General features: G+C 56.3%; 22 protein-coding genes and 3 tRNA genes. 17 read left to right on the plus strand and 8 right to left on the minus strand.

Annotation, left to right across the window (positions count from 1 at the left end; all coding sequences use genetic code 11):
* The first annotated feature begins 17 nt into the window (after positions 1-17).
* The 4 genes from ybgF (at position 18) to nadA (ending at position 2,336) form a co-directional block, all read left to right on the plus strand.
* Positions 18-788 carry a tol-pal system protein YbgF gene (ybgF, locus tag QPL95_RS02350; RefSeq protein WP_303289390.1) on the plus strand — a complete coding sequence of 257 codons (771 nt, stop codon included), beginning with the start codon at positions 18-20 and terminating at the stop codon, positions 786-788.
* A gap of 118 nt (positions 789-906) precedes the next feature.
* A tRNA-Lys gene (locus tag QPL95_RS02355) sits at positions 907-982 on the plus strand.
* A gap of 62 nt (positions 983-1,044) precedes the next feature.
* A tRNA-Lys gene (locus tag QPL95_RS02360) sits at positions 1,045-1,120 on the plus strand.
* A 154-nt stretch (positions 1,121-1,274) separates the two neighbouring features.
* Positions 1,275-2,336 (plus strand): quinolinate synthase NadA, encoded by a 1,062-nt coding sequence (nadA, locus tag QPL95_RS02365; RefSeq protein ID WP_303289391.1) that lies wholly within the window; start codon positions 1,275-1,277, stop codon positions 2,334-2,336.
* Positions 2,337-2,355: 19 nt separating this feature from the next.
* Here nadA and QPL95_RS02370 read toward each other — a convergent pair whose 3' ends face one another.
* The gene (locus QPL95_RS02370; RefSeq protein ID WP_303289724.1) at positions 2,356-3,762 is read right to left on the minus strand and encodes a M48 family metalloprotease; all 1,407 of its coding nucleotides are present in this window, start codon (positions 3,760-3,762) and stop codon (positions 2,356-2,358) included.
* A 187-nt stretch (positions 3,763-3,949) separates the two neighbouring features.
* Here QPL95_RS02370 and QPL95_RS02375 point away from each other — a divergent pair, with 187 nt between their 5' ends.
* Positions 3,950-4,177: a sulfurtransferase TusA family protein gene (locus tag QPL95_RS02375; RefSeq protein WP_303289392.1), complete on the plus strand. Its 228-nt coding sequence runs from the start codon at positions 3,950-3,952 to the stop codon at positions 4,175-4,177.
* 15 nt (positions 4,178-4,192) lie between these two features.
* The gene (locus tag QPL95_RS02380; protein ID WP_303289393.1) at positions 4,193-5,269 is read left to right on the plus strand and encodes an AI-2E family transporter; all 1,077 of its coding nucleotides are present in this window, start codon (positions 4,193-4,195) and stop codon (positions 5,267-5,269) included.
* Positions 5,270-5,286: 17 nt separating this feature from the next.
* Here QPL95_RS02380 and QPL95_RS02385 read toward each other — a convergent pair whose 3' ends face one another.
* Positions 5,287-5,754 carry a peroxiredoxin gene (locus QPL95_RS02385; RefSeq protein WP_303289394.1) on the minus strand — a complete coding sequence of 156 codons (468 nt, stop codon included), beginning with the start codon at positions 5,752-5,754 and terminating at the stop codon, positions 5,287-5,289.
* Positions 5,755-5,828: 74 nt separating this feature from the next.
* Between QPL95_RS02385 and dapA the strand changes: the two genes are divergently transcribed.
* From dapA to QPL95_RS02410, 5 genes are read left to right on the plus strand one after another with little or no spacing between them, the layout of a single operon-like run.
* A complete protein-coding gene (dapA, locus tag QPL95_RS02390; RefSeq protein ID WP_303289395.1) occupies positions 5,829-6,707 on the plus strand; it encodes a 4-hydroxy-tetrahydrodipicolinate synthase in 879 nt (292 codons plus the stop codon).
* A 35-nt stretch (positions 6,708-6,742) separates the two neighbouring features.
* The gene (gene bamC / locus QPL95_RS02395; RefSeq protein WP_303289396.1) at positions 6,743-7,837 is read left to right on the plus strand and encodes an outer membrane protein assembly factor BamC; all 1,095 of its coding nucleotides are present in this window, start codon (positions 6,743-6,745) and stop codon (positions 7,835-7,837) included.
* Positions 7,838-7,881: 44 nt separating this feature from the next.
* Positions 7,882-8,595 carry a phosphoribosylaminoimidazolesuccinocarboxamide synthase gene (gene purC, locus QPL95_RS02400; protein WP_303289397.1) on the plus strand — a complete coding sequence of 238 codons (714 nt, stop codon included), beginning with the start codon at positions 7,882-7,884 and terminating at the stop codon, positions 8,593-8,595.
* Positions 8,596-8,627: 32 nt separating this feature from the next.
* Positions 8,628-9,365: a TIGR04219 family outer membrane beta-barrel protein gene (locus QPL95_RS02405; RefSeq protein WP_303289398.1), complete on the plus strand. Its 738-nt coding sequence runs from the start codon at positions 8,628-8,630 to the stop codon at positions 9,363-9,365.
* Between the two features lie 50 nt (positions 9,366-9,415).
* On the plus strand, positions 9,416-10,423 hold the full coding sequence (locus QPL95_RS02410) for an NAD-dependent epimerase (RefSeq protein WP_303289399.1): 1,008 nt from the start codon (positions 9,416-9,418) through the stop codon (positions 10,421-10,423).
* Here QPL95_RS02410 and QPL95_RS02415 read toward each other — a convergent pair.
* Entirely contained in the window at positions 10,411-11,205 is a 795-nt protein-coding gene (locus QPL95_RS02415; RefSeq protein ID WP_303289400.1) for an RluA family pseudouridine synthase, read from the minus strand. The genes QPL95_RS02410 and QPL95_RS02415 overlap by 13 nt on opposite strands.
* A gap of 126 nt (positions 11,206-11,331) precedes the next feature.
* Positions 11,332-13,605 (minus strand): TonB-dependent receptor, encoded by a 2,274-nt coding sequence (locus QPL95_RS02420; RefSeq protein ID WP_303289401.1) that lies wholly within the window; start codon positions 13,603-13,605, stop codon positions 11,332-11,334.
* Positions 13,606-13,802: 197 nt separating this feature from the next.
* Between QPL95_RS02420 and QPL95_RS02425 the strand changes: the two genes are divergently transcribed.
* The 6 genes from QPL95_RS02425 (at position 13,803) to QPL95_RS02450 (ending at position 17,592) form a co-directional block, all read left to right on the plus strand.
* The gene (locus tag QPL95_RS02425; RefSeq protein ID WP_303289402.1) at positions 13,803-14,459 is read left to right on the plus strand and encodes a PepSY-associated TM helix domain-containing protein; all 657 of its coding nucleotides are present in this window, start codon (positions 13,803-13,805) and stop codon (positions 14,457-14,459) included.
* An 11-nt stretch (positions 14,460-14,470) separates the two neighbouring features.
* On the plus strand, positions 14,471-14,989 hold the full coding sequence (locus QPL95_RS02430) for a DUF2271 domain-containing protein (protein WP_303289403.1): 519 nt from the start codon (positions 14,471-14,473) through the stop codon (positions 14,987-14,989).
* 37 nt (positions 14,990-15,026) lie between these two features.
* Positions 15,027-15,836 carry a DUF4198 domain-containing protein gene (locus tag QPL95_RS02435; RefSeq protein WP_303289404.1) on the plus strand — a complete coding sequence of 270 codons (810 nt, stop codon included), beginning with the start codon at positions 15,027-15,029 and terminating at the stop codon, positions 15,834-15,836.
* Entirely contained in the window at positions 15,836-16,432 is a 597-nt protein-coding gene (locus QPL95_RS02440) for a flavodoxin family protein (RefSeq protein WP_303289405.1), read from the plus strand. Before QPL95_RS02435 ends, QPL95_RS02440 begins: the two co-directional genes overlap by 1 nt.
* A gap of 28 nt (positions 16,433-16,460) precedes the next feature.
* A complete protein-coding gene (locus QPL95_RS02445) occupies positions 16,461-16,631 on the plus strand; it encodes a DUF2897 family protein (RefSeq protein ID WP_303289406.1) in 171 nt (56 codons plus the stop codon).
* A gap of 232 nt (positions 16,632-16,863) precedes the next feature.
* Entirely contained in the window at positions 16,864-17,592 is a 729-nt protein-coding gene (locus tag QPL95_RS02450; protein ID WP_303289407.1) for a PEP-CTERM sorting domain-containing protein, read from the plus strand.
* 157 nt (positions 17,593-17,749) lie between these two features.
* On the opposite strand, the gene QPL95_RS02455 is transcribed toward QPL95_RS02450, so the two are convergent.
* From QPL95_RS02455 to QPL95_RS02470, 4 genes are all read right to left on the minus strand, one after another.
* A tRNA-Val gene (locus QPL95_RS02455) sits at positions 17,750-17,826 on the minus strand.
* A gap of 44 nt (positions 17,827-17,870) precedes the next feature.
* On the minus strand, positions 17,871-18,830 hold the full coding sequence (locus QPL95_RS02460; RefSeq protein ID WP_303289408.1) for a DMT family transporter: 960 nt from the start codon (positions 18,828-18,830) through the stop codon (positions 17,871-17,873).
* Between the two features lie 124 nt (positions 18,831-18,954).
* Positions 18,955-20,043, minus strand: coding sequence for a hypothetical protein (locus QPL95_RS02465; RefSeq protein WP_303289409.1), 1,089 nt, complete (start codon positions 20,041-20,043; stop codon positions 18,955-18,957).
* Between the two features lie 38 nt (positions 20,044-20,081).
* Complete coding sequence (locus QPL95_RS02470) at positions 20,082-21,155, minus strand: hypothetical protein (protein ID WP_303289410.1); 1,074 nt, start codon at positions 21,153-21,155, stop codon at positions 20,082-20,084.
* Positions 21,156-21,277 lie beyond the last annotated feature (122 nt).

Consider the following 21,277-nt stretch of genomic DNA (forward strand, 5'->3'; position numbering starts at 1 on the left):
AATAACCGGACCTTCCCATGAGAAAGCAACTCATGGCGGCCGTGCTGATCCCGCTGGGCCTTGGCCTGGCGGGTGTTGCTTCTGCACAGTCGTCTACCCCCGCATTCCAGAACAATGCTTCAGAAGCCCAACGCAAAGCCGGTAACAATCAGGCAACGGCAGAATTGTTTTACATGATTCAGCAGCTTCAGAGTGATGTGCGGCGGCTTCAGGGCAGAGTGGAAGAGCAGCAGCACGAAATTGGCAGGCTGCAGCAGCAGGGCAGGGATCGCTACGTAGACCTGGACCAGCGCATTCTGGACTTGTCTAAGGCGCTTGCAGAACAGAAGTCAGCACCTCCCGCAGGTAGTGGCTCTGTCGCGGCAGGTGCCTCGGGAAAGCCGGTGGCTGCTCGGGATTACCGTGCTCCGGAGCCGAAAGAGCAGCAGGCCTATAATGAGATTATTGACCTGATCCGGAACAAAAAAGATTACGACACGGCCATCACGCGCCTGTATGAGTTTGTTGATCAGTATCCTGAAGGTGATCTGACGGTGAACGCCTACTACTGGCTTGGTGAGGTATACCTGGCCAAACCGCAGCTTGAGCAGGCAAAGCAGGCATTTACCATTGTTGCTACTCGCTATGCGGATCATCGCAAAGCGGCGGATGCCGTCTATAAACTTGGGGTGACCCTGGACCGGCTGGGTGAAAAAGAGGACGCCAGGAAGCGAATGCAGGCTGTCGTCGACAACTATCCGGATTCCGGTGCCGCGGAGCTAGCCCGTAAGTTTCTTGGGGCTTCGTGAGGTTGTTCACATAATCACCGGGTTGAACGCGGCGTGAACAGTCGTTGAAAAAAACCGAAGAATCCCGAAAAAAGGGGTTGATCAGCAAAAAAATATCAGTAATATGTGCGCCTCGTTTGGGTCGTTAGCTCAGTTGGTAGAGCAGTTGGCTTTTAACCAATTGGTCGAAGGTTCGAATCCTTCACGACCCACCAAATTCAGAGCGTCGGGATAAGTCCCCGGGGTTCGCCGGATGAAAAGCCGGCATACCAGTTATGGGTCGTTAGCTCAGTTGGTAGAGCAGTTGGCTTTTAACCAATTGGTCGAAGGTTCGAATCCTTCACGACCCACCAACGCAGCAAAACCGGTGTACCGGGATTGCCTGAAAAAAGAGCCTTAGGGCTCTTTTTTTTTGCCTGATGGCTAGCACCGTCGTGTTGCAGCTTCATGAATTCGGTGCCGGAAGTGGTATACTTCGCGAGTCATGTCCAACTCAGAGATCCAGCGATGACACGAGCGCAAGACCGTATCCTTGTTCAGGAACACCTGGCCCACGCGGCTGAGCCAAAGCCTCTGAGCGACAGTGAAAAAGCTGAGCTTGAGGCCCGCATCAAGCAGGCGCTCATCGACAAAGATGCCGTGCTGGTTGCGCATTACTATACCGATCCGGATATCCAGCGCCTGGCTGAGGAAACCGGTGGCTGTGTGGCCGACTCCCTGGAAATGGCCCGTTTTGGAAACCAGCATTCTGCTACCACTGTTGTGGTGGCTGGCGTTCGGTTCATGGGAGAAACGGCGAAGATACTCAATCCCGAAAAGCGCGTGCTGATGCCCACGCTGGAAGCCACTTGTTCGCTGGATGTGGGCTGCCCGGCCGACGAGTTTTCAGCATTCTGTGATCAGCACCCTGAGCGCACCGTTGTGGTGTACGCCAATACGTCTGCCGCGGTTAAGGCAAGGGCAGACTGGGTAGTGACCTCAAGCTGTGCTCAGGCGATTGTCGAGAGCCTGGATGCTAAGGGCGAAAAGATTCTTTGGGCACCAGACAAGCATCTGGGCCACTACGTTCAGAAAACCACCGGCGCCGATGTGCTCTTGTGGGATGGTTCCTGCATTGTGCATGAAGAATTCAAGTCTCGCGGCCTGGAGGATCTGAAAGCGCTTTATCCGGACGCCGCGGTGCTGGTGCACCCGGAGTCTCCGGATTCAGTGGTGGAAATGGCCGATGTGGTGGGCTCTACCTCGCAGCTCATCCATGCGGTGCAGACCCTGCCCAATGAGGCATTCATCGTGGCCACGGATAACGGCATTTTTTACAAAATGCAGCAGCTGGCACCCAATAAAACGTTGATCGAAGCACCCACGGCCGGCAACGGCGCCACCTGCCGCAGTTGCGCACATTGCCCCTGGATGGCGATGAACGGGCTGGAAAACCTGCTGCATGTGCTTGAAGCCGGGGATCAGGAAGTGCAGGTCGATCCGACCCTCAGGGAAGATGCGCTGCGGCCGCTGCGGCGCATGCTGGATTTCACGGCCAACATGAATCTGAAAGCGGCCGGCAACGCCTGATCCGATCAGGCGGCTCGCTTCAAGGTCTGTTGGCGTCCTGAATGCGGCTGGCGATATCGCCCAGCCGCTCATTCACCACCTGTCTTTCAGTCGAACCCGCCGGTAACTTTTCCTGAGCCTGGCGCAGTTGCCGCTGGGCTGACCGAAAGTCCCCCATGAGCACCTCATATTCCGCCCGGGCCCGATGTACACCCACGATGTTTCTGGCCATGCCCTCAGCTTCGGCAAGGCGCAGCCAGATCTGATCCCCGGTCGGGCGCTGTCGAGCCAGATCCTTTAGGTAAGAGGCCGCCGCAGCGCCGTTGCCGTCGGCTATTTCGATGCCCGCCAACGCCCAGGTGATCGGATAGTTGCCGGGATTTCTTGCCAGAGCCTGCTTGAGCAATGCGCGGGCTTCGTCATATCGCTCCTGGTCTGAAAGGACTTCGGCCAGAGTTACCTGAAAGGTAATTCTGCCGGGGTTTGTGTCCAGCAGGTCGGCCAGTATCTTTTCGGCAGCGCTGAACTGGCGATTCTCCTGGTAAGCAACCGCAAGGCCATAGCGAATGGCATCGTTGCGCTTTGCGTCTTCCTGATTTAGGTAGGATTCGAACACGTCCACCGCGGCACTGGGCGACTTTGCGTAGTGAACCTGCAACCGGCTTCGAATCAGGTGATATTCCTGGCCGTCCGGAATTCGTTCGCCGGGATACTGTTCGGCACGGTTAAGGGTGTCTGCTACGCGACTTTGGGTCAGAGGGTGCGTGGATAGGTATTCTGGCATCTGGTTACCTTGGAGGCGGTTCTGGCGCATCATGATTTCGAACATCTCAGGCATGCCTCTTGGGTCCATGCCTGCGCTGGCCAGAATGTCCATGCCGACCCGGTCTGCTTCCTGTTCATGGGCGCGGCTGTACGCCAGCATGTTCTGGACGGCCATTGCCTGGGTGCCGGCGATGGCGGCAATGCCCACATCGGACTGGGTGACAGCCGACAACACGATGCCGGCAATCATGCCGGCCAGTGTTAACGGGGCGCTGGTTTCCTGCTGTTCCATGCGGCGTGCAAAGTGGCGCTGGCTGAGGTGGGCAAGTTCGTGTGCCAGTACTGAAGCAAACTGCTGTTCTGTGGTTGCACTTAGAAACAGCCCGCCGTTCACACCCACCACGCCGCCGGGAACGGCGAAGGCATTCAGGGCCGGGCTATCAATCAGCACAAGGCTGAGGTTGCGGTTATCCAGTGGGGCCGACGGGACCAGCTTGTAGATCATGGCGCTGAGGTAGTCATACACCAGTGGGTCTTGTATTTGTGGCGCAGAGCGGCGGATGGAGGTCATCACCTGTTGCCCTATGTCGGCCTCCTGCTGGCCGGAGATCAATCCGCCGCTGCCGCCTATGCTGGGTAAGCTGGACGGTTGAGCGCTCAATATGGGTGAGACGGTCAACATGACAGCCACAAGCGCAACGCTGAAGATAGAGCCTGGCCCGATGCGGAATTTGAAAAATGGCTTCATGGAATCTGATAATGCCTCGATGTCAGGTTGCCGTATTACCAACTCTTGAGATGCAATAGAGTAACACCCTCGGCATAATGCCTGCCGGTTACTGAATGAATATTAATGGTGTGTACTCAATATGGCTGACCGAACCCTCAATGCAAGCGGGCTGCGCTGCCCGATGCCGCTGCTGAAAACCAAGCTCGAGCTCAATGGCATGTCTGCCGGCCAGCAGTTGGAGGTTATTGCAACGGATGCCGGCTCAGCTCGGGACATTCCAGCCTATATAAAATTATCCGCGCACGAACTTTTAAGCCACACGGAAGATAACGGCGAGTACCGGTTCGTGATAAAGTGCGGCGGATAATTTCCGGAGTCGTTCATGGTCAGAATTTTACGTGGTCTTGCCAATAAGTATTTCTCAGATGAAGAAGCAATCATCCTTTTTCTGATTCTGGTGACTGGCACCGTCTTCATTATCTGGTTCGGGGCGATGCTGGCACCGGCCATTGCATCACTGATTGTTGCTTTTATTTTGCAGGGGCTGGTTTCCAAGCTCAGTAAAATGGGGGTTCCGGAGACGGTGGCCGTTATCGGCGTCTTTCTGGTGTTTCTGGGTATTTTGATTGGCTTCATATTTGGCTTGTTGCCGCTGGTGTGGACTCAGGTGACGACACTCGCCGGTGAAACGCCTCGTATCATCCGCGAGCTGCAGTCCTACCTGGAGCTGTTGCCCAACGAATATCCTCACCTGATTTCTGCCGAGGCCGTCGGCACCATTTATCAGCAGGTCTCTGCCGAGGTTGCACACCTGACGCAGTGGCTGGTGTCGTTCTCGTTATCCAGTATCCCGGATCTTGTCGCCTTGCTGATCTATATGGTTCTGGTGCCGATTCTGGTGTTTTTCTTTCTCAAGGACCGCCAGGTGTTGGTGAGCTCATTTGCCCGCCTGTTGCCGCCGCAGCGCCCGATGATGCTCCGTATCTGGCACGAAGTGAATTTGCAGTGCGCGAATTACGTGCGGGGCAAGGCGGTTGAGATTCTGATTGTGGGTTCTGTTACCTACGTCGCGTTCAAGGTTCTGGGTATGCCCTATGCGGCGTTGCTGTCGCTGTTGGTTGGCCTTAGCGTGGTCATTCCCTATATTGGTGCGGCGGTTGTGACCATACCGGTTGCGGTGATTGGTTTGTTCGCTTTTGGCTGGGGTAGTCACTTTATCTGGGTGATGGTGGTTTACGGCATTATCCAGGGGCTGGATGGCAACGTGCTGGTTCCGGTGCTGTTCTCTGAGGTGAACAACCTGCACCCGGTGGCGATCATTGTGGCTGTGTTGTTCTTCGGCGGAATCTGGGGGTTGTGGGGCGTATTTTTCGCCATTCCGCTGGCCACCATGCTGAAAGCGGTGTTTGCGGCCTGGCCGGTGAAGGAGTCTGCTCCCGCCCCGGCGCAGGAAAGGTAAGTCAGGCGGCGGACGGGTTACAGGGCTTTGACGGCATCCAGTACTTCGTCGGCGTGGCCTTTAACCTTGACACCCCGCCACTCGGTTCGCAGCACCCCTTTTTTATCGATCAGGAAGGTGCTGCGTTCAATGCCGAGATGCTCTTTGCCGTAGAGCTTTTTGAGCTTGATGACATCAAACAGTTTACACAGATCTTCGTCTTTGTCTGAGATCAGGTGGAACGGAAACTGGTGCTTGGCCCGAAAGTTCTCGTGGGCTTTCAGGCCATCCCGGGAGACACCGATGATTTCTGTATCAAGGGCTCGGAATTGTTCGATTCGATCGCGGAAATCCTGACCTTCAGTCGTGCAGCCCGGCGTGTTGTCTTTCGGGTAGAAGTAGATTACGACGTTTTTACCCTTCAGATCGGCGAGGGTGATAGCCTGATCACCGGTGGCCTGGGCCTGAAAATCGGGTACGGGCTGATTCAAAGCTACGGATGACATGACATCTCCTTTAATTCCCTTGTGTCAGTTCGAGCCCAACATTACCATATCGGTTTTATTCGGACGGAGTTTTTATGATTACGGGTAGCCTCGTCGCACTGGTCACGCCCATGCATCCTAACGGTGACATTCACTGGGAGGACCTGGACAAACTGGTGGACTTGCATATTGAAAACGGCACCCATGGCATTGTGGCTGTGGGCACAACCGGCGAATCCGCAACGCTGGACCCGAAAGAGCATTGCCGGGTTGTCGGCCAGATCATAAAACGTGTTGATGGTCGGGTACCTGTCATTGCCGGTACCGGCGGTAACAGCACGCGGGAAGCCATTGAACTGACCACCGAGGCCCATAAACTGGGGGCAGACGCCTGCCTGCTTGTTGTACCTTATTACAACAAGCCTACTCAGGAAGGCCTCTATCAGCACTTTAAGGCCATCGCCGAAGCCGTCCCCGGCATGAGCCAGATCCTCTACAACGTGCCCGGTCGTACGGCCTGCGACATGCTCAACGAAACCGTTGTCCGCCTGGCCGACATTCCGAACATCATCGGCATTAAAGATGCAACCGGCAACATTCCCCGTGGCATCGAGCTGATCGAAGCGCTGGCAGGTCGCCTGGTGGTGTATTCCGGCGATGATGCCACGGCAGCCGATCTGATGCTGGCGGGTGCCAAGGGCAATGTGTCGGTGACGGCTAACGTTGCACCGAAGGCAATGTCGCAATTGTGTGAAGCTGCTATTGCCGGTAACGAAGACGAAACCCGTCGTCTGAACGACTTGCTGATGCCACTGAACCGCAAGCTGTTCCTGGAAGCCAATCCGATTCCAGTCAAATGGGCTCTGCAGCGCATGGGCATGATCGGGGAGGGCATTCGCCTGCCGTTGACGCCGCTCAGCGAGAAGTTCCACGGCGAGGTGGAAGAAGCGCTCAAGGCCTCAGGTGTTCTCTGAGGCCCATCTTTTCCCCCTTCAACCGGAGTAACCCGATGCAGGTTCCTGGAAGAACCCGTTACACACTTGTCTCTCTGGCCCGGCCTGCTGCCGGGCTTTTGTTGGCGAGTGCGCTGGCAGGCTGTGGCTTGTTACATGACCGATCGGAAGCCTATGTCAACGCGCCGGAAGGATCGCCGATCCAGGTGCCCGAGGGCGCTGATAGCTCCCGCCTGAACCAGATCATGCCGGTACGCAGCATTGAATCGGATGATTCTCGCCGTATGTACCCGTCAACCATCCCGCGCCCGCCGGATATGACCTCCGATATTCTCGATCAGAACTACGTCATTGAGGAGTTGGACGGCAGGCTGTGGCTGCTGGTCAATGAAGTGCCTGGTCGGTTGTGGCCGGTGGCGAGTGCCTGGATGAACGAATCCGGCATGGGAGTTGCGCACGACAGCCCCCAGCTGGGGATTCTGCAGAGTGAGCTTGCCAACTTCAGCAAAGGCAGCCGGGCAATGCTGGGCCTTGCCAACGAACCGGCTGTGGCCGAGCCCCGGGTGCTTCTTCAATTGCGGCTGGCGCCGGGCATCAGGCGAAAGACCACTGAAATCCGGGCTCAGGTGCTGGAACTGACAGACAGCCCGGAAGGACTGGTTGCCTGGGATGCGGATGCCGACGAGGATCAGGCGTCCCGTGAACAACAGAAAAAACTGCTGGGTGACCTGGCAGACTTCCTCAAGCAGCGGGAAGACAACAAGTCTTTTTCGAGGGCTGCGTCTGGCATGGTGGCGAAGCCATTGGTGCGCCTGATGTCTGAGAATGAGCAGGCTGTTGCGATACAGGTAGAGCTGGATTACGGCCGCACCTGGGCAGAGGTAAACCGCTCACTGGAAGACATTGGCGCAGACATCCTGGACATCAACCGTAGCGAAGGTTGGGTACAGGTAGATTTCCGCACTGAAGACGAACGCTCACCGGGCTGGTTCTCCTGGTTCAGCAACGACGAGGAGCCGGTTCATACCCACACAGTAACCGTGAGCCAGGCAAATGATGCCATGGTGGTTACGGCCGAGCAGGTGGGCACCTATAATGGTGAATACACCGGGGCAGACTTGCTCACCAAACTGTTTGAACACCTGTACTGATCAACGGGGTGGCCGGTGAGGCCACCTGTCGTTTGGAGACCTTGATGGAAAAGCGCGAAGAGCTTTATGCCGGTAAAGCTAAGTCAGTTTACCGTACCGATGACCCCAACCGTTTCGTTCTGGTATTCCGGGATGACACCTCCGCCTTTGACGGCGAGAAGAAAGAGCAGCTCAACCGCAAAGGCATGGTGAACAACAAGTTCAATGCGTTCATTATGGAAAAGCTGGAAGCGGCCGGTGTCCCGACCCATTTCGAGGGCCTGCTGTCTGGCACCGAGTCACTTGTCAAGAAGCTGGATATGATTCCGGTTGAATGTGTGGTCCGGAACATTTCTGCTGGCAGCTTGTGCCGCAGAATCGGTGTGGAAGAGGGGCTGGAACTGAACCCGCCGACCTTCGAGCTGTTTTTGAAGAACGATGCTTTGCATGACCCGATGGTGAATGAGTCGCTGGCTGTCAGCTTTGGCTGGGCGTCGGAGTCGGAGCTGGCACAAATGAAAACGCTCACTTACAAGGTGAACGACGTTCTCAAGGCCCTGTTTGATGACGCAGGCATGCTGCTCGTGGATTACAAACTGGAATTTGGTCGCAGTGACGGTACCATTGTTCTGGGTGATGAATTCAGCCCGGATGGCTGCCGTATATGGGACAAGGAAACCCGCAAGAAAATGGACAAAGACCGGTTCCGTCAGGGGCTTGGAGACGTTATCGAAGCCTACGAAGAAGTTGGCCGTCGTCTCGGCATTAACTTTGACTGACCTGCTAAAACAACCAACAAAACGGGTGTGTTATGCGTAGATTGATGATTGCTGTGGGTGGCTCGCTGGTGCTGGCCGCTCCCTTGGCCAACGCGGACGTTCTGGGTGGCGGTGCGACGGTGAGCTACTGGAACTCAGATTTCTCCGGTGAAGTTGTGAACAAGAGCTCTGCCGTTGATATCGAGAAAGATCTCAATATGAGCAGCGATGGCAACGCCAACTTTACGGCCCATTTCGAACATCCGGTGCCGGTGCTGCCCAATGTGCGAATCAACTACACCGGTATTTCCCAGAGTGGTAGCGGCAAGATCGGCCCTGCCGCTTTTGATGGAATTGTTGCCGGCGCAGACGTGAACTCAGATCTTGACATCGAACAGCTCGACGCCACCTTCTATTACGAAGTGCTGGATAACTGGGTCAATCTGGACCTGGGCCTGACGGCTCGCAAATTTGATGGTGAACTGGTTCTGCGTGAGCAAATTGTTGGAGGCCAGGTAAGCAAAACTACGGTCGACGCCGTTGTACCCATGGGCTACCTGGCTGCCCGCTTTGACCTGCCGTTTACCGGAGTGTCTGTAGGTGTCGAAGGCAATGTCATCAGCTACAGCGGCGACTCCCTGCACGATGTCAACGCCTATGGCCAGTATGAGTTTGCCCTGCTGCAACTGCGTGCGGGTTACCGTCAGATGGCGATTGATTATGAAGATGACGACGACAGGCTGGATGTTGAGCTGTCCGGCCCGTTTGCCAGTATTGGCGTAAACTTCTAAGCAAGAACTAAAAGGCGCCTTCGGGCGCCATTTTTCATGGAGAGCAGACCTTGAAGATTCTCGTTACCGGAACCGCCGGCTTTATCGGCTCACACCTGGCCCACCGGCTGCTGGATCGCGGCGATGAAGTCATCGGCGTAGACAACGTTAACGACTATTACGACGTCAACCTGAAAGAGGCGCGTCTGGCAAGGCTGCTTGGCAAACCAGGCTTTACCGAAGTGCGTGAAGACATCGCAGACCGCGGCGTGATGGAAGCCCTGTTCCGGGAGCATAAGCCCGAGCGGGTTGTTCACCTCGCGGCCCAGGCCGGCGTTCGCTACTCCCTGGAAAACCCCCACGCCTACGTCGACGCCAATCTGGTTGGCTTCATGAATATCCTGGAAGGCTGCCGCAATAACGACGTGAAGCACCTGGTCTACGCGTCCAGCAGTTCGGTTTATGGCGCCAACGAGACCATGCCGTTCTCGGTGCACGACAATGTGGACCACCCCCTGAGCCTGTATGCCGCCTCCAAGAAGGCTAACGAGCTCATGGCCCACACCTACAGCCATCTCTACAACATGCCCACCACCGGCCTGCGGTTCTTCACCGTGTATGGTCCCTGGGGGCGGCCGGATATGGCGCTGTTCATTTTCACCAAGAAGATTCTGGCGGGCGAACCGATCGACGTGTTCAATCACGGCCACCACAAGCGGGACTTCACCTACATCGACGATATCGTGGAAGGGGTTATTCGCACCCTGGATCACGTGGCGGAGCCGAACCCGGAATGGTCAGGCGCCCAGCCGGACCCGGGAACCAGTAAAGGGCCGTATCGCATCTACAATATCGGCAGCAACAACCCGGTTGAGCTGTCCCGGTTTATCGAGATCATCGAAGAGCGGCTCGGCAAGAAAGCGCAGAAGAATTTGCTGCCCCTGCAGCCCGGAGACGTGCCGGCGACTTACGCCAATGTAGACGACCTGATCAACGATGTGGATTACAAGCCCTCAACAACCGTAGATGAGGGCATTGCCAACTTCGTGGATTGGTATCGGGATTTCTACAAAGTCTGACCAAACGCTTTCCTGCGCTTGAACAGCGGGCAATCGAACGCCAGGTAGACGGCTTCCAGTTGCAATCCTGAGGGGTCGGCCTGGCCGTAGAGCTTGTCCCCGATAATCGGGTGTCCGATGCCGGCGAGGTGGCGCCGAATCTGGTGTTTTCTGCCGGTTTCGATGGCCACCCTGACCAGCGTCGAACCAGCCTCTTCATGCCGTTGCAGGGTTGTGATTCTGCTCACCGACTCCTTACCGTCAAGCGCATCATCTATCCGAAGATCGTCAGCGTTCAGCCATCCCTTCACCGTTGCCCGGTAGATCTTGGTCATGCTGCGGCCAGAGAACAACTGGGAGAGGGCGCCGGCGGCCTGACCATCGTGGGCAACCAGCATCAACCCGGCAGCATCCGCATCCAGGCGATGCACCAGAAAACAGGGCTTATTCAATTCCACTTCGACCATTCTGAGCAAGCTGCAGTGATCGCCCCACTGGGAGCCCTGAGACAAGAGCCCGTGCGGCTTATACCAGACGCTGTAACGCCCCAGGTTGTCTACCAGCGTAGGGGGTTCGGGTTTGAGTGACAGCACCTGATCATCGTAGAACAACTGTATCCGGGTGCCTGGTTTGAGGTCTCGCTTGGCCTTGCGTAGGCGCACCTGTTTGCCTTTCTGAGTCCACCAGCAAGCGCCCTTGGCCATGGCGTCCTTGATCCGTTGCTTGGGCAGTCCGGAGGCGGCAGCGAGGGCGTCAACAGCGGTTTGGGATGAATCAACGGTGATATCAATTTCTTTGCGCATTGGTGTTCCGGGTCTGTGTGACGGGGCAGGGCAATAGTACGGAGCACAGGCTGGCGGAACAAGCAGTTTGCGGGATGGGCAAAGGCCGTCGGAGTTACCGGCGGCCTTATAGGGGAGGCGGGCTGATCAGAAGCTCAAAGTTGCAGACAACCAGTAGTTGCGGGCTTTGGCCTTTACGTTGTAGTCGTCAATGTAGTTGGCATTGTAGGTCGCGCCGCCATCATCGGTCGTGTAGACGGTTTTGTAACCGGTGAAATCTTCATCCAGCAAGTTGTTCACCCGTGCGCTGATCACCAGATTATCGGTGACCGTGTATTGGGCGCCCAAATGCAGGATGGTGTAGTCCTTGTAGAATTCGGGGTAGTCGATACTGTCATCCCAGCCGCGCGGGGTGCTGGTGTAGCGCTTGGAACGAAACTCGGTAGTGAGGTAGGTGTTGAATTGCGGGGTCACCTGCCAGTCCAGCGTCGCGTTTGCCATATGTTTGGCAGTACCCGCCAGAGGCTGACCACGGTTGTCGCCACTTTTGATCTCGGCGTCGGTGTAGGTGTAGTTCGCCCGAACGGAAAGGGTGTCCAGAATCCAGTAGCGGCCAGCGATTTCCACGCCGTTGATCTCGGCTTTGTCGACGTTCACTTCCTGGCCAAATTCGTAACCGTCTCCCAGTAGCTGGTTCCACTCCGGTGCCAGATTAACGCAGTTGGCGGGGTTCGCATTGGCATCGTCGCAATGCAGAATCGAGCCGCCGCTTTCGATTTTGTCTTTGAATTGGTTGGAGAACACCGTCAGGTTGGCGTTGTGCCCCTCCGGGTGCCGGTAGTACACCGCCAGCTCACTATTGACGCTGGTTTCCGGCTCAAGATCCGGAGTGCCCACAAAGGGCCGGGTGCCCTGGCCACCAAAGCCGGTAATACCTTCGTACAGGTCGCTTGCCTTGGGGGCTTTGTAACCCGTGCTGACACCGCCCTTCAGGCTCCACTCCGGGCTGATATCCCAGTTGCCGTAGAGCCGTGGGCTGACATTGCCGTCGAAAATGTTGTGGTGGTCATAGCGCACACCACCGGTGAGGGTGAAAGCCCGGGTAACTTCCCAGTTGTCCTCGACAAACACCGCCCACTGCCGGTGGGGCTGGGTTTTGCCATCGCTGAATCCGGCACCGGTCATACCGAAGGTGCCATCTTCCATTTCCGCATCAATATACTCACCGCCGTAGACCAGCAAGTGATCGCCTACCAGGGAGTCAAACTTCAGGTTGAGGGTGGTTTGGCGGGTTTCCAAAACCCGCTTCGGGCGGGGTAGAAAAGTCGCTTCGATCTCGGCGTCGGTTGCGCTGTTTTTGATTTGCTCGTATTGCAAGCGCTCCACCGCGGTCAAGGGCAGGGTGCGGCCATCATTGCTGGTCTCGATGTGGTGCAGGTAGATATCACTGTTGGCGAATCCCCATTCACCTTGATGGCGGATAGAGGCCTGCTGGCGTTTGAACTCCTGTTCCAGGGCGTAGCCCGCCCGCGGCAGCCGATCTATGCTGTCGGTTGTGCCCAGCGGGTTGTCGCCATCCTGCGGCTTGTTGTCGTAGGTCTGATTCGAGGTTTCGTAATCAAAGGTCAGGCTCTGGTTGTCGGTGACCTGGTAGTCCAGCCGCGCGCCCAGGTTGGTGTTTTCGTTATCGACGGTACGGCCACCACCGCCAAATCCGAGCTCCCGTGGAACCTGGTTGCCATTCGGATCAATGCCCGGATCGTACTGGGGGTTAGAAGCGTCCCGGTTGTAAAGGCTTCCGCGGAGGGCTAACCCCAGACGGTTCTCGATCAAGGGCCCGGCCACGGTAAACTCGGTGGTGTCATCGTTACCGAAGTCGTCGTCTGACTCAAAGGTACGGCTGTGTGAAAGTGAGCCTGTCCAGGTGTCACTCACCTTTTTGGTGATGATGTTGATCACACCGCCGAGGGCATCAGCACCATACAAAGTGGAAGCGGGGCCGCGGATGATCTCGATGCGTTCGATCATCTCTTTGGGGGGGATGTGGTTGAACTGGTTGCCGCCGAAATTGTTCGGGTAGATGTCGCCGATGTTGTTCTGGCGCTTGCCGTCGATCAGGATCAAGGTGTAGTCCGCACCCATGCCTCGAATACTGATGCCGCCCTGACCGGTTTTGTCGGTGGTCTCACCAACGTCCACACCTTCCACCTCACGCACGGCATCCAGCAGTGTTGCGTAGGGTTTCTTGTCCAGCTCCTCCTTACGGATAACCGTGATGGATGCCGGGGCATCGGTGATTTTCTGCTCCACACCTGAGGCGCTGACCACCAGCTCTTCGAGCTGATGAACGGTCTGAGCCTGAGACGCGGCAGCAAAGCCGGTAATTGCGAGGGCGAGTGAGGTCTTCGAAAACTTGGTCACGTGGTCTTTCCTTTTTAGACGGATCTGCCTGGTGGATTCCTGTCGATTTCGGAGGGCAAGCCTAAATGAAATTATCGCAACACTCAACAAGAATAATTCGCATTAACGTGTGTAAAGTAATCGTAAAGCGTATTGAGTTGCATTTGATAATTGTCTAGGCTTTCCAGCCTCAACGTCCCGAATCACTCGGATACACCATGGAAAGCACACCAGAGACCACGGCCGGCAGCGCGCAACAGGATTGCGCCATAGATCGCAGCCACTGGCTTAAAACCCTGTTGCGCTGGCACTGGGTCAGTTCTGCATTGGCCTTGCCGGCCCTGATTTTGTTCACCTTTACCGGTGTCACGCTTAACCACGCGGCGGATATTCCGGCCAATACCCGGGTAACGGAAATACAGGCCATGGTGCCGGGACCGGTGCTTCAGGAGCTCCGGTTGCTCGCCGCCAACCCACCAGCGGAATTGCCGTCAGCACTGGGTCAATGGTTGACGCGTGAACAGGGGATTGCCCTGGGCAGAGGCCAGGCTGAGTGGAGTGAAACGGAGCTTTATATAGCCTTTCCCCGACCGGGTGGTGACGCCTGGCTGAGCCTGTACCTGGAGTCTGGTGAACTGCTTTACGAGCACACTGACAGGGGTTGGATTGCCTGGGCCAACGACCTCCACAAAGCCCGGAACACCGGCGTTTGGTGGCAGGGTTTTATCGATGCTTTCGCCGTGGTGTGCCTGGTGTTCTGCCTGACGGGCTTCGGCCTTCTCTGGCTGCATGCCCGGGAGCGTGCCGGTATCTGGCCGGTGGCCGGGCTGGGCTTGCTGATACCGGTTTTGCTGGCCGTATTGACCATTCATTGAGGACAAAGACCGTGAACCGAATAAGAAGCCCTCTCTATGCCATGTTGCTGGCAGCGCCGACCCTGGCGTTGGCGGATAGCCTGTCCGTGGAAGTGGAGATCCCCGAGTTGCAGGTGGCCGAATACCATCGCCCTTACGTTGCCGTCTGGTTGGAAGACAGCAAAGGTCAGCATCAGTTGGATCTGGCGGTGTGGTACGACCACGACATGCGCAACAACGAAGGCAATAAATGGCTGAAAGACCTTCGTCTCTGGTGGCGGAGAAGTGGCCGCAGCCTCGATATGCCGGTGGACGCCTTCAGCGGAGCTACACGCGCACCGGGCATGCACGCTGTCAGCTTTGAGGCGGAAGACCAAAGGCTGGATCGTCTGTCGGCCGGTGACTATACCCTGGCTGTCGAAGCTGCCCGGGAGGTGGGTGGCCGGGAAGTCGTGCGAGTCCCGATCCGTTGGCCCGCCTCCGAAACGACCGGATATTCCGCCAGTGGCAGCACTGAGCTGGGTGCCGTCGCTGTAACCATCAAGCCCTGATCATCAACCCGACCGGACTGACAAGGAATTCTCAACCATGAACGTTAAAACCATTTCCACCACTCTTGCACTCGTCATTGGCCTGGCCAGCGCCGCCAGCGTTCACGCACACCGGGCCTGGATGCTGCCCTCGGCCACCGTGCTTTCCGGTGAAAACGCATGGGTGACGGTGGACGGAGCCGTGTCCAATAGCCTGTTCTATTTCGAGCATCATCCGCTGAATCTGGACAAACTTGAGATCCGAAGCCCCAGCGGTGCGCGGGTTGAGGCCCAAAACAAGGCCAGTGGAAAATACCGGTCGATGTTTGATGCGGAACTCACAGAGGACGGCACCTATACCTTCGAAATCCATAATCAGGGCATTTCTGGCTCTTACGAGCTGGACGGTAAACGCCATCGTTGGATGGGGAGCGCCGACGAGGTTGCAGGGATTCCGGCTGCTGCAGAAAGCCTTCGCCTGAGTGAAATTGATCGGCGAATGCAGGTGTTTGTTACCAAGGGTGCGCCCACGGTTGACAGTTTTAGCCCCACCGGAGAAGGGCTGGAGCTGTTGCCGGATACCCACCCGAATGACTTGTTTAGTGGGGAAACCACTGTGTTTCGTTTTAACCTGGACGGCAAGCCCGCAGAGGGACTGGCTGTTCTGTTGATCCGTGATGGCATTCGTTACCGGGACCAGGTGGAAGAAATCCGCCTGACCACAGACGCCGAGGGCAGGGTCGAGGTTGTGTGGCCAGAGCCGGGTATCTACTGGCTGGAAGCAGAAACCGAGGCTCCTGCCAAACAACTCAAAAACGCTTCCCGGCGGCTGAGTTACAGCGCAACCCTGGAAGTGCTGCCGTTGTAATGTTGTGGTTAAACGCGATGATGGCGGCCCTGATGGCCGCCATACTGGTGGTTGTGAACCTGGACGCATTCGATGTCGGCCGAAAAGCCGTTGCGATTACGGCGATGGCTGGATATTGCGTGATATTGCTGCGCTATCGCCGTCAAATCCGACCGGCCGGCCCGGCTGGCCCCAGTGACTACCTGATTGTCTACGCCACGGAAACCGGTACCGCCCGACAACTGGCCAAGATCACGGCCCGTAAGCTCAGCGGTAAAGGCGCAAGTGCCACCATCACAGAGCTCAATCGGCTGGCGGAAGCCGCGATACCGGGCAAAGCCCTGCTGGTGATCGCCAGCACAACAGGGAATGGCGACAGCCCCAGAACGGGTGATGGCTGGGCGAATGGTGATGGCTTTCTTACCGCTTACCGCAACAAAGATTTCGCGGTACTGGCGCTGGGCGACCGGGACTATCCCTGCTTCTGTGCCTTTGGCATTGATGTGGCCGCCCGTCTTGGGAGCGCCGGCGCCCGGCCACTGTTTGACCCCGTTCTGGTCAACCGGGCGGATCCAGCCAGTGTGAGTTACTGGTTCCGGCAACTGGGTGTAGACTGAAGGCGAACCCGAATAGAGGAGCCGCAACATGCCACTGATTGGATGGCTGTTTATCGTCGCTGCGTTTGCCCTGATCGTTGGCAGTCTTTTGTTTCTAAGAGACAGCGCCAACATGAAGATTCCCAAAGACAAGCTGGAAAAGATTCGCAAACGAAAAGCCGAGCTTGAAGAGGAGGATAAAGAGAAAGAGGATTGGTAACGAGCATTTGCTCGAAAAGCCGAGTATGCGTCGAAGTTATTTACAGTTTAAGAGGTTGAGAGATTGGGTGTTATTCCTAATAAATTGAAAATACATGGTAATTTTTAAAGGGAATGGAATTTGCTTATCGAGCGTGCTGCTTTCAGAGGGCCTGGAAGGTTGAGAAAGATGTTCCAGGTGAATTGAGCAGCGGGAATGCCTCGTAAGATGTTCACTACACAAGGAATAGTTCATGTTTTTCAAAAAAGTAGCACCCATGTTGGTTGCTGGCGTTGCGGCAGCAGCAATGAGTTCGGCGGCAAGTGCAGGTTTGATCGGGTTCACCAACTCACCGACCACCAATTCTGTTGATTTCGCCAATCAGGTCGCACTGGACGGTGGCACCATCAGTGTTTTCAATTTTGATGATCACGCTCTGGGCGCTTTGAACAGCAACCAGTACAGCGGTTTTTCCATGTCCACCACCGGTTCCTTTGGCGGAATCACTTACGGCGCGGGCCCTGGCCAGGGTAATACATCCACTCCGCCGCTAAATTCAGGTGAGGGTGCCCACGCGGCGTCGAACTATCTGCTGAACAATTCCGGTAGCGGCACGTTCACCATTAGTTTCCAGTCTGCCGTGTCGGGTTTTGGGCTGGATATCATCGACTTCTATAACCCCGATGGCAGCAACGACATCACCATCTCTGCCTATGGTACAAACGGTCTGCTTGGATCATACGGCTCCTATGCCGCTAATTTTCAGCCGAACAACATGTACTTCATGGGTGTTCTGAGTGACGCACTGGATATCACGTCCATCGTGATTTCTGATGATGGTGCCTTAGGCGACAGTATTGGCTATGACAACTTGCGGGTTGTAACCGGCGGAACGGTACAGGTACCTGAGCCTGGCTCCCTGGCTTTGCTGGGCCTTGGCCTGGTAGGTTTCGGTGTCGCACGCCGCAAAGCACGGGGGTAATTCCCGGTAGGCATTGACGCCTTGAATGAGCCCTGCTGTGAAAATGGCGGGGCTTTTTTGTGGCCAGGATTAGCTGACAGGGCGGATCTGAATTGCGTTGCTCAGAAACAAAAAAAGCCACTCAGCTAAGGCTGTAAGCGGCTTTTATTTGCAGGATTGGTAGGACCACCCAGATTCGAACTGGGGACCTCTACCATGTCAAGGTAGCGCTCTAACCAACTGAGCTATGGTCCTATGCCTGCAACGGGGTGGAAATATACGGATTTCACCCCGCCTGGTCAACCTCTTTCCGTCGTATTTTTTGCTTTCAGAAGCCCTTTGAGGGCGCGGCTGAGCGCGTTCCATCGATTCACCAGAAGTGCCGCGAAAATCAGGCCGCAGCCAGCGAGTTGAAGGGGGCCCATGGTTTCACCAAACCAGCCAGCGGCGAACAGGGCAACCCATACCGGCTCCAGTACCAGAATCACAACGCCGTGGCTGTGCACCGACAGGCTCTGTGCGTAGGTTTGCAGCAGAAAACGGCCAGCGGTGGCGATGACGGCGCTGGCCAGCACCCACATATACAGAATGGGTTGTGGGTTGGCCAGGGTGGGAGCCCAGGGCTCACTGATGGCCGATTCTGCCAGGGTAACCGTGCCTACGGTCAGCAACGCCATAGCGGTGAGGGGCAGGGCGGGCACCCGTTTTTTCTCGATGGTTTTACCCTGCTTGTTCACGACAGTTCGCTGGTTGGCGGCCCGAGTGTTTAGAGTGAAGTAGAGCGCAAAAATAAAGGCCGCAGCCACAAAGTAGAGTTGGCCGGGATCTGGCCGGAATCCGTTTTCCAGTGACAGCAGGGCCAGCCCAGAGACGGCAATGGGTATGGCCAGCCAGGTGCTCAGCGGCTGCGCTTCACCAAACACGATGCGGGCGATGATCGGCACGATCACCACACCCAGGCTGGTTAAAAAGGCACCTTCCCCCATGCTGTCGCCATGGAACAATCCCATGATCCAGCAGGTCATCGCGATGCCGAACACGGCTCCCACACCGATACTTCGCAGAATCTGATCCTGGCTCAGACGAAACAGTGAAGGCAGCGCAATAATGGCAAGCACACCGCCGGCGAGCAGGAATCGCGCAGCCATGAACATCAGCGGCGGCATCATCAAGACGGCTTCTTTGGAAAACATCCAGCCCATAGCGGCCAACAAGGTGACTAAAACCAGTAACAGATCCGATTTATGGGCGTCAGACATTTTTGAACCAGGTCATGGGGTGCGGAGGGCAGACCCGTTCAATTTATAGTTAGGGAACTAAAAAATAAAGCAGCGAAAACCGAGGGGTAGCGGCTCATCCCTGAGCCCGTCAATCATCGTTGATTTAGTTGTTAAGCGTGGTGTAAAGCAGGTTCGACAAGCTGGTCTGGCTGGAGTTGGGTACTTCCAGGTACCGGTCGCCGGAACCCCACAGTTGCCACCAGGCGCGCTTGTTGTAGCTGCGGCTGGCGAAGTCTACCAGCAGGCCACCCAATACCGTGTTGTTCACCACAGGAACGGCGGTGTTGCCGGTCTGGTTATTGATCACATCACCGTGATTTGCTCCCTCGCTCATCAGGATCGGGTAGTGGTTGTAGTAAAGGCCTGAAGGCCCATTCTGGCCAGATACCTTTCCTGCAAGGCTCAGGTTGTTTGAGCAAGAGTTAATGCCCTGTGCCGAGGTTGCACCGCAAGCGGAGTGGGTGGGCACAACGCCATCGTCAGTTCCATCAATGAACGGTTTGGTGATGCCGCCATAGGATGAACCGCCCCCTACAAATCTGAGCCGGGGAATGGCATTCGGGTTAACCGCAAGGTTTCGGGCGACGTTGGTTTGCAGGTCGTTCACCACTCCGAGTTTATCGGGTTGCGGGTCTATGCCGGTGAACGCTTTTACTGCGGCCTTGACCGGCCAGTTATACCAGCTGTCGTTGTAGGCAACACTGACGGCAAGGTCTGCCAGCTCAGTCCCCCCGCCAGCCCCGGCCAGATCCATCACGGTCAGGATCTTCAAAGGCTGAAGGCCATCAGCCTGAAGCCAGCGAGCTTGATTCTCCAGAATGTGTCGAGTTACCAGGTCGCCTGTTGAGTGGGTCACCAGGATGCAGTAGTTATTGCAGAGGCCTTGCTGGCTGATCTGTCGAAGTTGCTGGTAGGCCTGCTGTGCAATTTTCCCTTCGACTCTGCCATCGCTTGCCCAGTCGATGCGGGCCTCCGAGCGGTTTAGCCAGTAATCCCGCCAGTTATCTTCCCCGGCTTGCTGCACGTCCTGGAAGTTGGCTGGCGGATTAGATAGGTCATCCATCATGAACCCATGCACCAGGATCACATTATGCCCGGCCAGTTGCGCCTGAGCGGCTCCGGTGAACAGGGTGCCAGCCAGGGCCAGCGATAGTGTTGTTTTCCTCAGGCATTGCTCTTTGTTCTTAATCATTTCGTTCTCCGTTCTTTCCGATTTTATTATTTTGGTTATCAGAACTTGTCAGCCAGCTGCTGAAGCAACGCGGCTCTTTGCTCTGATTCGGGGTTCACCGCCGGTTCATCACGGAGTTTGTCGAGGTCCGGCGGGGAAAATTCATAGCCTTCGTCAGGCCCAAAGGCATAGTGGGTACGATCACCTGGCCTGGCTGGCAACTGGCGGATTTGCAGATGGCGAAGCTGAAGCGCGCCACTGATGGTGTGGTTGGCAATCACGCTGCCATGGGCGCGTAACTGAAAGGTACCGCTGCTGCCGCCCATAGAGGTCTCTGCCTGCAGTTGCGCCAGAGGTTGCTGGCCATTGTAGAGTTGGGCGGAGAGCGCGTAATAACCACTGGATTCAGGTGAAAAATCAACGGGGATAACCAGATCATTGCCGGAGATGTAGGGTGTCCCCAGCCCCTCAAAGTCCCCTAGATGTGGTTCTATGGTTAGCGACGATGCATGGCGAACCGGGCGGCCGTCCACCTGGGCCTCCACGATCAGCCGGTATTCGCCGGGTTCGTGATCTGAGCTGAGGGTGCCTTCATAGTAGCCAGCGGATTCTGCTGCTTTCAGCACCGTGGACGCTGCAGGCTTTTGATCACTTGCCGTTTCCAGGGTGGCTGACAGCGTATTGCCGAACGTCTGGCGACCACTGAGGGCGGCAACCACTACGATGGTTTCCCCGCGGGTGAAGCGGAATTTGTCGAGGCTGACGGTAAACTGGCCGTCCCCTTCAAGGGGCAAGTCCACCGGGTGATATCGGTTGCCCTGATAGGCGTCAGCCTGGGCGGCGGACAGGGGCACGGAATAATCGGGGTACCGGATGGTCTGCTGGTATTGATCGGCAACACTGGCCAGCATGAACCCTAATGCGTTGTCGGAAGGTCCTTGAGTAGTGGTTCGGGAGCTGTCGCCACCGGCGGACAGTGGGGTGTTCCGCGTGCGGGTCGCAGGCAATGGTTTTGGCTCGTTATCCGGCATAAGCGCACTGAACTGGCCGTTATTCTCTGCGGATAAAAGCCAGATGGTTCCGGAAACGCCTGCCACCATTGCCGCGACGGCCAGCAGTGCCTTGTAAGGCATGTTAATCACCCGTTATTGTTGTTGGCTCGGTGTTGATCAATAAACAACCATAGACGGTGATTGTCGAAAACGGCAAAAAACTTGTCTTACAATTCGTCACTTTTCCGGTCATGTGTGACCTT

Source organism: Marinobacter sp. SS5-14b, from assembly GCF_030541005.1.
GTDB lineage: Bacteria > Pseudomonadota > Gammaproteobacteria > Pseudomonadales > Oleiphilaceae > Marinobacter.

Coding starts and splice junctions, on each gene's coding strand:
- QPL95_RS02470 (WP_303289410.1), bottom strand. CDS start 21,155: ATGCCTTACAAGGCACTGCTGGCCGTCGCGGCAATGGTGGCAGGCGTT.
- QPL95_RS02435 (WP_303289404.1), top strand. CDS start 15,027: ATGAACGTTAAAACCATTTCCACCACTCTTGCACTCGTCATTGGCCTG.
- ybgF (WP_303289390.1), top strand. CDS start 18: ATGAGAAAGCAACTCATGGCGGCCGTGCTGATCCCGCTGGGCCTTGGC.
- QPL95_RS02405 (WP_303289398.1), top strand. CDS start 8,628: ATGCGTAGATTGATGATTGCTGTGGGTGGCTCGCTGGTGCTGGCCGCT.
- QPL95_RS02380 (WP_303289393.1), top strand. CDS start 4,193: ATGGTCAGAATTTTACGTGGTCTTGCCAATAAGTATTTCTCAGATGAA.
- nadA (WP_303289391.1), top strand. CDS start 1,275: ATGACACGAGCGCAAGACCGTATCCTTGTTCAGGAACACCTGGCCCAC.
- QPL95_RS02445 (WP_303289406.1), top strand. CDS start 16,461: ATGCCACTGATTGGATGGCTGTTTATCGTCGCTGCGTTTGCCCTGATC.
- QPL95_RS02465 (WP_303289409.1), bottom strand. CDS start 20,043: ATGATTAAGAACAAAGAGCAATGCCTGAGGAAAACAACACTATCGCTG.
- QPL95_RS02375 (WP_303289392.1), top strand. CDS start 3,950: ATGGCTGACCGAACCCTCAATGCAAGCGGGCTGCGCTGCCCGATGCCG.
- QPL95_RS02385 (WP_303289394.1), bottom strand. CDS start 5,754: ATGTCATCCGTAGCTTTGAATCAGCCCGTACCCGATTTTCAGGCCCAG.
- QPL95_RS02450 (WP_303289407.1), top strand. CDS start 16,864: ATGTTTTTCAAAAAAGTAGCACCCATGTTGGTTGCTGGCGTTGCGGCA.
- QPL95_RS02425 (WP_303289402.1), top strand. CDS start 13,803: ATGGAAAGCACACCAGAGACCACGGCCGGCAGCGCGCAACAGGATTGC.
- QPL95_RS02460 (WP_303289408.1), bottom strand. CDS start 18,830: ATGTCTGACGCCCATAAATCGGATCTGTTACTGGTTTTAGTCACCTTG.
- QPL95_RS02370 (WP_303289724.1), bottom strand. CDS start 3,762: ATGTTGACCGTCTCACCCATATTGAGCGCTCAACCGTCCAGCTTACCC.
- dapA (WP_303289395.1), top strand. CDS start 5,829: ATGATTACGGGTAGCCTCGTCGCACTGGTCACGCCCATGCATCCTAAC.
- QPL95_RS02440 (WP_303289405.1), top strand. CDS start 15,836: ATGTTGTGGTTAAACGCGATGATGGCGGCCCTGATGGCCGCCATACTG.
- purC (WP_303289397.1), top strand. CDS start 7,882: ATGGAAAAGCGCGAAGAGCTTTATGCCGGTAAAGCTAAGTCAGTTTAC.
- bamC (WP_303289396.1), top strand. CDS start 6,743: ATGCAGGTTCCTGGAAGAACCCGTTACACACTTGTCTCTCTGGCCCGG.
- QPL95_RS02415 (WP_303289400.1), bottom strand. CDS start 11,205: ATGCGCAAAGAAATTGATATCACCGTTGATTCATCCCAAACCGCTGTT.